Origin of the sequence: Sphingomonas sp. MMS24-J13 (genome assembly GCF_044905095.1) — a bacterium.
Taxonomy (GTDB): Bacteria; Pseudomonadota; Alphaproteobacteria; order Sphingomonadales; family Sphingomonadaceae; genus Sphingomonas_I.
Map to the genome: position 1 here is coordinate 873007 of NZ_CP173258.1, position 13045 is coordinate 886051.

The 13045-nt window shown below is 63.9% G+C and carries 9 protein-coding genes; 1 reads left to right on the top strand and 8 read right to left on the bottom strand.

Annotation, left to right across the window (positions count from 1 at the left end):
• Positions 1 to 30 precede the first annotated feature (30 nt).
• The 6 genes from AB4Z44_RS04195 to AB4Z44_RS04220 all read right to left on the bottom strand — a co-directional run bounded on the left by AB4Z44_RS04195 (position 31) and on the right by AB4Z44_RS04220 (position 7281).
• Positions 31 to 1197: a 12-oxophytodienoate reductase gene (locus tag AB4Z44_RS04195; protein ID WP_404712815.1), complete on the bottom strand. Its 1167-nt coding sequence runs from the start codon at positions 1195 to 1197 to the stop codon at positions 31 to 33.
• 39 nt (positions 1198 to 1236) lie between these two features.
• Entirely contained in the window at positions 1237 to 3378 is a 2142-nt protein-coding gene (locus AB4Z44_RS04200; protein WP_404712816.1) for a TonB-dependent receptor, read from the bottom strand.
• A 145-nt stretch (positions 3379 to 3523) separates the two neighbouring features.
• On the bottom strand, positions 3524 to 4312 hold the full coding sequence (locus AB4Z44_RS04205) for a helix-turn-helix transcriptional regulator (protein WP_404712817.1): 789 nt from the start codon (positions 4310 to 4312) through the stop codon (positions 3524 to 3526).
• 268 nt (positions 4313 to 4580) lie between these two features.
• Positions 4581 to 5672 carry a DNA polymerase IV gene (gene dinB / locus AB4Z44_RS04210; protein WP_404712818.1) on the bottom strand — a complete coding sequence of 364 codons (1092 nt, stop codon included), beginning with the start codon at positions 5670 to 5672 and terminating at the stop codon, positions 4581 to 4583.
• Between the two features lie 47 nt (positions 5673 to 5719).
• Positions 5720 to 6241, bottom strand: coding sequence for a phosphoribosyltransferase (locus tag AB4Z44_RS04215; protein ID WP_404712819.1), 522 nt, complete (start codon positions 6239 to 6241; stop codon positions 5720 to 5722).
• Positions 6242 to 6273: 32 nt separating this feature from the next.
• Positions 6274 to 7281: an adenosine deaminase gene (locus AB4Z44_RS04220; RefSeq protein ID WP_404712820.1), complete on the bottom strand. Its 1008-nt coding sequence runs from the start codon at positions 7279 to 7281 to the stop codon at positions 6274 to 6276.
• A gap of 82 nt (positions 7282 to 7363) precedes the next feature.
• Here AB4Z44_RS04220 and AB4Z44_RS04225 point away from each other — a divergent pair, with 82 nt between their 5' ends.
• Entirely contained in the window at positions 7364 to 8212 is an 849-nt protein-coding gene (locus tag AB4Z44_RS04225; RefSeq protein ID WP_404712821.1) for a hypothetical protein, read from the top strand.
• Positions 8213 to 8260: 48 nt separating this feature from the next.
• On the opposite strand, the gene AB4Z44_RS04230 is transcribed toward AB4Z44_RS04225, so the two are convergent.
• Complete coding sequence (locus AB4Z44_RS04230) at positions 8261 to 9670, bottom strand: efflux transporter outer membrane subunit (RefSeq protein WP_404712822.1); 1410 nt, start codon at positions 9668 to 9670, stop codon at positions 8261 to 8263.
• 38 nt (positions 9671 to 9708) lie between these two features.
• A complete protein-coding gene (locus AB4Z44_RS04235) occupies positions 9709 to 13044 on the bottom strand; it encodes an efflux RND transporter permease subunit (RefSeq protein ID WP_404712823.1) in 3336 nt (1111 codons plus the stop codon).
• Position 13045: the final 1 nt, after the last annotated feature.

Genomic DNA, 13045 nt, shown 5'->3' on the forward strand with positions numbered 1-13045 from the left:
TCTTTGGGCGTCGCTTTCCCTGCATCTCACTCAGCCCTGCCGGCTGGGTACGCCTTCCATATGATCATTCTCGCCCTCGATCTTGCCGAGCGCTTCGCGGGTGAAGGGGATGATATCGTGGAAGCGTCCCTCGCGCGCCTTGCGCACCCAATCGGGGTCCCCGATCTGCCCGCGGCCGACGGCGATCAGATCGAAATCACCGCGGGCGATGCCTTGCTCCAGCAAGGTGATGCTCTCGGCGATATGGTGATCGGCTTCCTGGCCCTGCACCGTTTCCATGATGTCCTTGGTCAGGCCGACGCTGCCGACCGCGATCACAGGCAGCCCGCTCAGTTCTTTCACCCAGTGCGACATGGTCTTGTCCGAATGCGGCCAGGCCGGCTCCCAGAAACGGCGGGTGGAAATGTGGAGTACGTCGACCCTCGCCTCGCGCAGGATCGACACGAGGATGCCGAGCTCTTCCGGGCTGTCGACGATCGTCGCGCGCAGATCGATCTCCTTCCATTGCGAGAAGCGGAACGAGATAAGAAAATCCTCCCCGCAGGCAGCCCGGATCGCACGCGCGATCGCGGCCGGGTAGCGCGCGCGATCGGCGATCGTCGGGCCGCCATAATCGTCGTCGCGCCGGTTCGTGTTGGCCCACAGGAACTGGTCGAGGAAATAGCCGTGTGCGCCATGGATCTCGACGCCGTGCGCGCCGGCTTTCTGCGCGAGCAGCGCCGAGCGCACGAACGCATCCTTGATCTCCTCCAGCTCTTCGGCAAGCGCCGCCCGCCCCCGCGGCCGATCGGGCGCCATGAGGCCCGAAGGGCTGAGGGTAGGGGTGATCTGTTCATCCGGGCGTTCGGGATCGGGCTCGTCCTTACGGATCGCGCCCTCATGCCACAATTGCATGATGATCTTGCCGCCCGCCTCGCGCACCGCCGCCACGCATTTCTGCCAGGCGTCGAAGCTCGAATCGTCGAGCCGGCTGAATACCTCCGACCGGGTCGAGGAGACGTGATCGACCGCCACCAATTCGGTGATGATCAGGCCAACCCCGCCGTGCACCCGCCGCACATAATAATCGCTGAGCCGATCGGTCGGGGCACCGCCGACCGACCAGCCGCGCTGCATGCCCGGCAGCACGAAGCGGCTTGCGAGTTCAAGCGACTTGAGCCTGAAGGGGCTGAACAGGGGAGAGGGATTGGATGCCATGAGGTTTCCAGATCTCTAAATGGAACAGGGATGGATTGATCAATAGTGCCAGCGGACAGTCGCGCCGAAGGTGCGCGGCGGGTAGAGCAGGACCGTGTCGCCATCGACCGTGTTGACGAAGGCGAGCTGCTGCGCACCCTTCTCCATATTCTTGATGAAGCCAATCACCTCCCAATGCCCGTTGGGCGTGCGGTAGGTGAGGTTGGCGTTGGTGCGCGTGTAGCGATTCTGCAGCGAGCCCGGTTCGTTCGCGTTCGACATGTAATGGGCGGCGACGAGCTTGCTATCGATGCCGAAGATCAGCTTGGCGCCATTGTTCAGATCGAACGTATGCTCGTAGGTGCCGGCGATCGTATATTTGGGCGATGCCATGAGGTGATTACCCGACAGGTCTTGTCCGCCGACGAGGTAGCGATCGAATTTGGCATGAAGCAGTGCCACCGTGGCGGTAAAGCGATCCGCCGGCGTCGCCGCCCAGGTCGCCTCGATCTCGCCGCCATACATGGTCGATTTCTGCGAGTTGGAATTTTCGAGGAAGAAGCCGGGGATCTTGCCCGCAGGATCGGTCTCGACAGTCAGCGCCTGGAGATCGCGGTAATCATAATAGAAGGCTTCGGCGTTGAGCTGCACCCGGTTCGAGAAGAAGCGGTTCTTGGTGCCGACCTGATAGGCGGTGACCGTTTCAGGCTTGTAGGTGCCATCGAAGCCGGGGAAGGCCGGCACCTGGTTGACGCCGCCCGATTTGAAGCCGGTGCTGACCGTGCCGTACAACAACGAGCGATCGCTCACGTCGAATTCGGCGCCCGCCTTCCAGGTGACCTTCTTCTCGCGGAATTCGTCGTTGATCGGCAAGGTCACTTTGGTGGTGGAGACGGTCGCGAGCGATCCGCTCGCGGATTTGTCTTCGTCGGTGTAGCGGATGCCGCCCGAGATGCGGAACGTCTTGCTGATCGGCACGGTGACGTCGGCGAACACCGCCTTCGAATCCGATTTCAGGTTCGGATCGCTGAAGAAATAGTTGAACCCGTCCTGATAGAAGATCTCGGTGCCCGGGCCGGTCTCATGCGCATAATAGCCGCCGACCAGCCACTTGATCGGCGAGGAGGGCGCCGAGGCGAGGCGGACTTCCTGCGTGAAGAATTTGCTGATGACGCCCTGGACGAAGCCCGATGCCGTGCTCGGCGTCACCTGCGTCTGGCGCGCGAGGAAATTATTGTCGCGATAGCTGGTCAGCGAGGTGACCGTCGCCCAGGGGAGTGTCCAGTCGATCTGGCCATAAGCGCCCCACGTCTTGATCCGGTTGAAGTCGCCCGGATCGCGCGCCTTCAGTCCGCTCCACGGGACGAAGGGGCGGCCGATGCACTGCGGGCTGGTCGAATTGGGCGGGCAATAATCGAAGCCCGCACCGTCATTGTGGATGCGGTAGCGATCGACCGAGGCGATGATCCGCAGATTGCTGGCGGGCTGGACCAGCAGGCGAATGCGGCCGGTCGAGTTTTCCGCATTGCTGTAGCCGTTGCGATAATAGCTGCTGTGCTTGTCCGATCCGAACGCGGCGCGGATCGCGACGCTGTCGCCGAGCGGCACGTTGACCACGCCTTCGGTGCCGACTTGCGCATAGTTGCCTAGTGTCAACGCGGCGCTGGCTTGCACCTGGTTGAGCACCGGCTCGTTGGTCAGAAAATTGATCGCGCCACCATTCGAGTTGCGGCCGTAGAGCGTGCCCTGCGGGCCGCGCAACAATTCGACGCGGGCGATGTCGACCAGCACCGGCGGATAGGCTTGCGGATGCGCGACGAAGATGCCGTCGATCGTGTAGGCGACTGCGGAGTCGATGCCGGCCTGCGTGCTGAACGTGCCGACGCCGCGGATGAAGAGGATCGGCACGCTCGTCGCCGGCGACAATTCGACCGAAGGCATCCGCGACTGCAGATCGCCGAGATTCTTGATGCCGGAGCGGGTCAGCGTGTCGCCGCCGATCGCGGTGATAGCGACGGGAGCCTTCTGCAGGCTTTCGCTGGTGCGCCGCGCGGTGACCACGATCTCTTCGAGCCCGGTGGATGCCGGCGCGGGGGCGGCCTGATCGGCGGTGGGTGGAGCTGCCGCTTGCTGGGCTGCCGCATTGGCGGCGGCCAGAGTCGACAAGGCGCAGAAACAGGACAGCCTGATGGACTTCCTCACAATTCCCTCTCCTAATTTTTCTTTTGTGGGCGGAGGCTATGCAGGAGAGCGGCGCGCGTCTTTCACAATTGAGCAGCCGAGTTTCGAAATTCCGCACTCCGCCGAAAATCGCGATTTTTCCGGCGCGCGCCGGAAACGGGATGGCTCACCCCGCGATGGGCATCGATCCCGATCGGTAGGCGCGGGGCGTCACACCCGCATAACTTTTGAAGCAGGTGCTGAAATAAGCGCTGCTGTTGAAGCCGCAGGCCAGCGCGATATCGGTGATCGACCGGCTTTCGGCGATGCGCGAGCCGAGCATCTCCCCTGCCTTGCGCAACCGGTATTGCCGGATCATCTCGGCCGGCGACATGCCGCCCTGGCAGATGGCATGCAGATAGCGCACCGACAGGTTGAGCTCGCGTGCGATCACTTCGATGTCGAAATCGGGATCGGCATAGCGATCGGCGATCACATTCTCGATCAGCCGGATCCGTTGCGCCACCCGGCCGGTATCGGCAGCCGCCGTTTCGGTGTTCAGCCCCGACATGGCCGCCAGCAGGCTGCCGACCAGTTTCGCCTTCACCGACGTGGCATTCGCGATGCCGATGCCGTGGCGCAGCGCCAGCATGATATTGCGCGCGACGTCCGCCACACCTCGGTCAGGAGGAAGCTGACGGCCGCTGATCCGATCGGCCGTCGGAATGTGGTTCGTTACCAACTGGTGCGGCAGCAGGAGAGTCAGATGCCGCGTATTCTGGACGCTGCGCGTGTGGATCGGGATGTCCGAACTCAGGAAAACGACGTCGTTGGCGGCAATCTCCTGGATTCCGTCATTGCGCGTCTCGATCCAGGTGGGCTTGTCGGCGGTGTACATGCAGAATCTGGAGCAACCGTCGGGCGCGCCGCCATCGCTGAACATCTCGATGCCGTCGGTCAGCACCCAATCGATCACAACGATGCCATCCCCGGCTTCGCAGCTTTCGGCTATAACTTTGGGGCTGCGAGGCGATCCAATAAATGTCGGGCTGCGATAAATGGAATGTCGCGACAACCAGATCCGATCAGCGGCCATTGACCATGTTCGCTCAAATGCTGCACTGCAGTATAGTTGCTGTTATCGGTCACATGGTACTCGGTCGAACGTTTCCGTCAACATTAAATGGATCGCTCTACAACAGATCGAACGGAAAATCGGGCGGCCTATAGCTGGCCACGCGCTTTTATAGTGTGAAATCAAGCTGCTTGTGATCGTCGAGTGCGTCATCTTCGGCCAGGGCGGACAGTGTCAGCCCGAGCAGCCTGATGCCTTTTTCGACCGGGCATAAGGCCACAAGCAGGGCATGGCCCGCTGCGCCGATGGTAGCCCGGTCGCTCAACAGCGCGACATGGCTCTTGGCGCGCGTGATCTGGCGGAAATCGGCATATTTGACCTTGAGGGTCACGGTGCGTCCCGCCGATCCCGATCGCTCGACCCGCTCCATCAAGGCATCGAGCACATTCTCCAGCGCTTTGGCCAGTTCGTCCGGATCTTCGATGTCCTGAAAGAAGGTGCGCTCGGCGCCGACCGATTTGCGGATGCGATCGGGGCGGACCGGCCGCTCGTCGATCCCGCGTGCCGCCCCGTGGAGATAGGAGGCGAACTTCCCGAAATGCGCTTCGAGGAATTGCAGGCTCTGGTCACGGAGATCGGCACCGGTGTGGATGCCCAGCCTCGTCATACGCTCCGCCGTCTTGGGTCCAACCCCGTGGAAGCGCGATACCGGCAGGCTTTCGACGAAAGCCGCACCTTTCGCCGGTGGAATCACGCACAGGCCATCGGGCTTGTTCTGGTCCGATGCCAGCTTGGCGATGAACTTGTTGTAGGAGACGCCGGCCGATGCGGTAAGCCCGATCTCGGCCTTGATCCGCGCGCGTATCTCCTTTGCGATATCGGTCGCCGAGCGCGCGCCCGACACGTCGAGATAGGCTTCGTCGAGCGATAGTGGTTCGATCAGCGGTGTATAATCCGCGAAGATCGCCCGGATTTCGCGGCTGATTGCGGTGTAGACATCGAAGCGCGGCTTGACGAAGACCAGCTCGGCGCAGCGCCGCCGCGCGGTGACCGACGGCATTGCCGATCGCACGCCGAACTTGCGCGCTTCGTAACTTGCGGCTGCGACGACGCCGCGCTCGCGCGTGCCGCCGACTGCGACCGGCTTGCCGCGAAGCTCCGGGTTATCGCGCTGCTCTACCGACGCATAGAAAGCGTCCATGTCGATATGGATGATCTTGCGGGATTGTGCTTCGCCCGCTTCATCCGATCCCGCGTCCATAATCCGCTTTTAAAGCAGAAAATTCCCGGCCGAAACCGGGCGTCCGCTTACGCCAGGCGCTCGGGAACCGCTTCGGCTTCCTCGATCAAGGTGCCGCGCTCGGCCATCGCTTCCCACGGGAAGACGAACCAGCGCTTGTCGGTCGCGCGATCGATCGTGCGCGAACGATATTGGACCTTGGCGACCGAGCGGACATTGTCGATCAGCACCGCGACGCGGATATTGTCGATCACGCCGCCCTCGGCAATCAGGCTCTTGTTGAGCGCTTCGATCGTGCGACCGCTATCGTTGATATCGTCGATCAGCAGGATGCGCTGCCCTTCGCGCGTAGAGGCAGCGAGCTTGTGGAGCAATTCGTCGGCAAAAGCGGGAACGCCCGAACTGAAATCGACCGACAGCATCGATATTCCGGTGCGGTGTGAGAGATAGGCTGCCGGAACCAATCCGCCACGGCCAATGCCGACGAGATGGTCGGGACGCCAGTGATCGGCTTTCAGCGCATCGGCGATGGCATGAACGTCACTGACGAATTCGCCATAGGCGATCGGCGAAAGCTCGGGGTCGGACATATTTTTGTCGGTCTCTCTTCTGTCTTTTCGTCTTAATGGCTGGCGGCGAAGGCGTCGACCGCTTCGAGGTGGCGGGTGACCACATCGTCCGGCAGGAACGAGCCCAGGAAGCTGTTGCGCGCCAGCGTCACCAACTGGTCGCGGCTGACGAGGCCGGCAATGGCACGGTAATTGTCCGCGACATAGCCGCCGAAATAGGCGGGATCGTCGGAGTTGATGGTCGCGCGCAGGCCTTTGGCTAGCATCGCCGGGATGGGGTGGCGGGCGACATCGTCCACCACGCAAAGTTTGAGGTTGGAGAGCGGGCATACGGTAAGGGTCATGCCCGCACGCGCCAGCCGCGTGACCAAATTCGGGTCCTCGAGCGAGCGGTTGCCGTGATCGAGCCGGTCGATGTGGAGCAGATCCAGCGCCTCGGTCACATATTCGGGTGGCCCTTCCTCGCCGGCATGCGCGACGCGCTTGAGGCCATGCGCAGCCGCGGCGGCGAAGACTCGTTCGAACTTGGACGGGGGATGCCCCACCTCCGAGCTGTCGAGGCCTACGCCCGCGATCCGGTCCAGCCACGGTTCGGCCGCGTCGAGGGTGGCGAAGGCGGAAGCCTCGTCGAGATGGCGCAGGAAGCAGAGGATAAGCTTCGAACTCAGCCCGAACTTCGCCTCGGCCGCCCTCATTCCCGAGAGCAGGCCGTTGGCCGCGACGCCGAAGGGAAGGCCGCGATGGGTGTGGGTTTGCGGATCGAAGAAAATCTCGGCATGAACGACACCATCGGCATGCGCGCGGGTGAAGTAAGCCAGCGCCAGATCGTGAAAATCTTCCTCGGTCCGGAGGACGTCGGCGCCTTGATAATAGATGTCGAGGAAATCCTGGAGGCGGGAGAAGCTATAGGCCGCGCGCAATTCTTCGACGGAGGCGAACGGAATCTGGATGCGGTTGCGCTGGGCAAGCTGGAACATCTGCTCGGGTTCGAGGCTTCCCTCGATATGAAGGTGCAGCTCAGCCTTGGGCAGGCCGGTGATGAAGGCATCGAGATCGCTCATGGCGACGATGCCTAGCAGGGCGGCAGCCCTTGGGTATAGCCTGCCATTGCTGCTTGCGCTTGACGGTTGCGCGGGCTCGTCGATGCCGGAAGCCATCAAGTCGCGTGGCGATCTCGTTCTTGACGCTGCCGATCCGGTGATTGCGGCGACGATCGCGGGCGTGACGATGCGGCTGCGGGTCGATCTGGGCGCGCACGACACGATCGAGCTCAACCCGGCCGCGGCGGCGCGTTTGCCGCTCGTCTATGTCGGCGGCCCCGACGTGCTCGTCGGGCGCATCCGGTTGCTTGGGCGCACGGCAATCGCAAAAGTCCGGATCGGATCGGTCGAGCGACCGCTGCAAGTGATCGAGCATGGCCGCGATTGCTGCGCAGGTGCCGATGGAATGGTCGGCCCGCAGACGCTGCCTTACGATCGTGTCCTGTGGCGCAATTCCTCCGCGCCGGCACCTACACGGACGGTCAGATTGCCGCTCGATGACGAGCCGTCGACCGGTTTGTCAGCGCTCGTGCCGGACGAGGCGGCGCGGATCCGGGTGCGCTTCGCTTTCTGGCAACCCGAATCCGGGGCGACCGCTGCCGCCGGAGCGATCCTCGCCGCCGCATGGGGCGGGCGATGGGCCGGGCCCGAGCGGCAGGTGTCCGCCGCGTTCGGCATCCAGCGACCCGCGCGTCCCGTCATGTTCGATCGCCCCTCGACATTGGCCGGCTTCCGCTTCGATCGGCTGATGATCCGCACGGCCGACTTCGGCGGGCACGAGCAGCTGCCGACGGACCCGGTCTCGCCCGACGAGATCGTGGTGACCCAGAAAGTGCAGCGTCAGGAAGCGTGGCCGGCAGTGACATTGGGCGCCGATCGTTTGGCCCGATGCGCCGAGGTCGCCTTCGCTGCCGGGCCGCGCAGCGTGACGCTGCGTTGTGCGTTCGATTGAGCCGCCGTGCGCGTGGCGTCGCGCCTTCCTTGATGCTGGTCGCGTGCTCTACTGCCCACCCGCCGGCCAACTGCCACCGATCGCCTGGATCAGGGTGACGGCGGCGACCTGCCGGTCGACCACCGCCTGCGCCTCGCTGCGCCGCGCGCTGAGCGCGGTCGTCTGGGCGGTGATGACGTCGCTGTAGGCGATCTGGCCGGCGACATATTGGTTCTGAGTCAGCGCCTCGACCTGATTGGCCGATGTGGCCGCGCGGGTGCGCTGATCGGCGACATAAGCCAGGATGCGACTGGCGGCGAGTTCGTCCTCGACCTGCTGGAAACCGGCGAGCACGGTCTGGCGGTAATTGGCGACCGCCTGATCATAGGCTGCGCGCGCCTCTGCCACCCTGGCCGAACGGGCGCCGAAATCGAGCAGGGTCAGAGCGCCCTGTGCTCCGAGCGACCAGATGCTTGCGGCCGAGGTGAACAATTGGGCGATCTTGCTCGTATTGCTGCCGACCGAGCCGGACAGGTCGATCGTCGGGAAGAATGCCGCCTTCTGAATGCCGATCGCCGAATTGGCGGCGGCGACGCGGCGCTCGGCCCCGGCGATATCGGGGCGGCGTTCGAGCAAGGAGGCTGGGAGCACGGACGGCACGTCGGGCACCGACCTATTCCATGTCTGCTCGGGCAGCGAAAAACTGGACGGATTCTCGCCTATCAGCACTGCAATCGCATGCTCGAGCAGTGCGCGCTGGCGCACCAGATCGGCGGCATCGCCCTTCGCGCCCTCAAGCTGGGTCTGCGCCTGGAGCACGTCGACCTTCGCGACGACGCCCTGATTGTATCGATTGGTGGTGATCTTCAGCGCGCGGGCATAAGCCGTAACGGTCGCGTCGAGGATAACCTTCTGCTCTTCCAACCCGCGCAGCTGGACATAGTCCGCGGCAAGCTCGCCTTGCGCGGACAGCTTCGCGTTGTTGAGATCGGCCTCGGTCGCCTGGGTGAGTTCGCGCTGCTGACTGACCGAATTGCCGATCTTGCCCCACAGATCGGGCTCCCACGTGCCGCCGAGCGAGACGGAATAACGCTGGCTGCCCGAACTCACGCTGCTGGTAGTGCCGCCCGAGCCGATGATCGTGGTGGTGGAGCTGCCGAACGAGCCGGCGCGGGTGGCGTCCGCGGTCAGGCTGACCGTGGGGAAAAGCGAGGCGCGCAATTCGCGCACGGTCGCCCGCGCCTGCGCATAAGCGGCCGCGGCCGCGGCGACATTCTGGTTGTTGATCGAGACTTTGGCTTCCAACGCATTGAGCGTCGGATCGTTGAACAGCATCCACCATTCGCCCTTCGCGACCGCATCGGCGGGTGCGGCGGCGCGCCAGCCCGGCGCTTCCTTGAAGCTGGCGGGGATCTGCGCGGTCGGACGGTGGTATGCCGGTGCGAAGCTGCAGCCAGACAGAAGAAGAGAAAAGATCAAAATCCTCCCCGTGCCGGGGAGGACCTTCGGTAGTTTCTTCATATCGTCTGGAGTCCCTGGGGGCCGTGGCTGGCGAGCAGGCGTTCGTGGGGTGAGCGGCGGCGGAAGCGATCGAGCGTCAGATAGACGACCGGGGTGGTGAGCAGGGTGAGGAACTGGCTCGCGATCAGCCCGCCGATGATGGCGATGCCGAGCGGCTGGCGCAGTTCCGATCCCTCGCCGAAGCCGATCGCCAGCGGCAGCGCGCCCGATATGGCCGCAAGCGTCGTCATCAGGATCGGGCGGAAGCGCATCAGCGCCGCCTCGCGCACCGCCTGTACAGGCGTGAGCCCGCGCGATCGTTCGGCATCGAGCGCGAAATCGATGATCAGGATCGCATTTTTCTCGACGATGCCGATCAGCAGGATCATCCCGATCAGGCCGATCAGATCGAATTGCGTGCCGGTGATCGCCAGCGCCAGCACCGCGCCGACGCCGGCCGAGGGCAGGGTGGACAGCACCGTCAACGGATGGATCGCGCTCTCGTAGAGGATACCGAGCACGATATAGATCACGACCACCGCGGCCGCGATCAGGATCGGGGTCGAACTGCTCGATTGCTTGAATACCTGCGCTGTGCCCGCGAGGTTGCCATGGACCTGGCTGGGCAGGCCGAGGCTCGCCTGGACCGTGCGGATCCGATCCGCCGCCTGGCTCAACGTATAGCCGCTGGCCGTGTTGAAGCTGATCGTCGCCGCCGGCGCGGCATCCTGGTGATTGACCTGCGCCGCGGTCGAGCGGTTCGACCAGGTCGCGATCGCCGAGAGCGGGGTCATGTTCGACGCGAAGGTGTTGACCGCATTGCCCGTGGTCGAGTCGGCATTGCCGGTCCGCGAGACCGGTGAGGAGCCGCCGACCCCCGAGGAGGTGCCGATCGTCGTGAGCCCGTTGGCGGTCTTGGTCGCGCCATTGGCCGTGATCGTTCCACCCGTACCGTTGCTGGCCGACGTCGCGCCGGTGACAGCAGCGCCGGAGATCGTGCTGCTGGCCGCCGTCACCGTCGTCGTTGCCGCCGTCGTGCGGGTCGCGGGAACGTAGATATTGTTCAGCGCTTCGGGCGAGCCGGTGAATTCGGGCGCGACGCCCATTACCACATGATATTGATTGAGCCCCGAATAGATGGTCGCAACCTGACGCTGCCCGAACGCATCATAAAGCGTGTTGTCCACGTTCGACGGCGTGATGCCAAGCCGGGTCGCGGTATCGCGATCGATATTCACATAGGTTTCGGCGCCGCCCTCTGCCTGATCGATGTCGACGTCGGTCAGTTCGGGCGTGTGCTTCAGCGCCTGAAGCAATTTCATGCCCGACGCGCGCAGCACATCGGGATCATCCGCCTTCAGCGTATATTGATAGGCACTGTTGCCCTGCCGTCCGCCGACCCGCATGTCCTGCACGGGGGCCAGGAACACCGCGACGCCGGTGACCTTCGACAGTTTGGGACGCAGGCGATTGACCACATCGCGTGCGGGATCGCGCTTGCTGAGCGGTTTCAAGGTCACTTGCATGAAGCCGCCACCCGCGCGTGCGCCGCCGGTGAAGGCAACCACGGTCTGCACCGCGCGGTCCTTGCGGATGATGCCGACGATCTCGGTCAGCTTCTTCTGCATGTCCTGGAACGAGATGCTCTGATCGGCTCGCAGGCCGCCCATCAACCCGCCCGTATCCTGCTCGGGAAAGAAGCCGCTCGGGATCGAGACGAGCAGGAAGGCATTGAGTGCGACCGCTCCGCCCAGCATCAGCAGGGTCGCGCCGCGATTGGCGAGAGACCAGTCGAGGCTCCTTTCATAGCGTCGGTGGATACGCCCGAAGATGCTCTCCAGCTTTTCCGACAGACGGTTGGGCCTGGCCTGGCCGGGCTCGCGCAGCAGGATCGACGCGACCATCGGCGTCGTCGTCAGCGAGATGATCAGCGAGATCATGACCGCGACCGACATGGTGACCGCGAATTCGCGGAACAGGCGGCCGATGATGCCGCCCATGAACAACAGCGGGATGAATACTGCGATCAGGCTGACCGCGATCGTGAGCACGGTGAATCCGACTTCACGCGCGCCGTGCAACGCCGCCTGAAGCGGTTTCATCCCCGCTTCGACGTGGCGGGTGATGTTCTCCAGCACCACGATCGCGTCGTCGACAACGAATCCCGTCGCGACGGTCAGTGCCATCAGCGACAGATTGTTGAGGCTGAATCCCAGCAGATACATCACGCCCACGGTGGCGCTGAGCGACACCACCACCGCGATCGCGGGCACGACGGTCGCGCGCAAAGATCGCAGGAAAATCGAGACGACGATCACGACGAGAATGGTCGCGATCACGAGGGTCAACTCGACTTCGTGGAGCGAGGCGCGGATCGTTGTCGTGCGATCGTTGGCGACGGTCAGCTTGATGTCCGATGGAATCGACGCCTCGAGCCCCGGTATCTGCGCCTTCACCGCATCGACGGTCGAGATGATGTTCGCGCCCGGCTGGCGGCTGATCACCACCATCACTGCGCGCTGGCCGTTGAACAGGCCCATCGTGCGGATATCTTCCGGACCGTCGTAAACATGGGCGATATCGGCGAGCTTGACCGCCACGCCGTTGCGCCATGCGATGACGATGCCGGCATAATCGGCGGCCTTGAGACCGGGAGCCTGGCCGTAAAGCTGCCAGGCGGTCTTGCCATCCTCGATCACCCCGCGCGGCCGGTTGGCGCTCGTCGAGGAGATGGCGGTGCGTACATCCTCCAGCGGAATGCCGTAGCGCGACAAGGCCAGTGGATTGAGATCGATCCGGACGGCGGGCAAAGCGGCACCGCCGAGCTCGACATCGCCCACGCCCTGCACCTGCAGCAGGCGCTGCTGCACGACGTTGGCGACGGCATTGTAAATGTCGGTCGCGGCACGCGTTTGCGAGGTCATCGCGATGATCATGATCGGCGCGTCGGCCGGGTTGATCTTGCGATAGCTCGGATTGCTGCGGAGCGTCGTCGGCAGATCGGCGCGGGCGGCGTTTATCGCCGCCTGGACGTCGCGCGCGGCGCCATCGATATTGCGCGACAGATCGAATTGCGCGGTGATCTGCGCCGATCCGATCCCCGATCGCGAGGTGAGTTCGGTCACCCCCGCGATCGTCGCCATCCGCTTCTCGAGCGGGGAGGCGACGCTGGTGGCCATCGTCGTCGGCGAAGCGCCGGCGAGATTGGCCTGGACGTTGATCGTCGGGAAATCGACCTGCGGCAGCGGTGACACCGGCATCACGAAGAACGCCGCCACGCCCGACAGGAACAACCCGATCGTGAGGAGCAACGTGCCGATCGGCCGGCGGATGAAGGGGGCCGATAGGTTCATG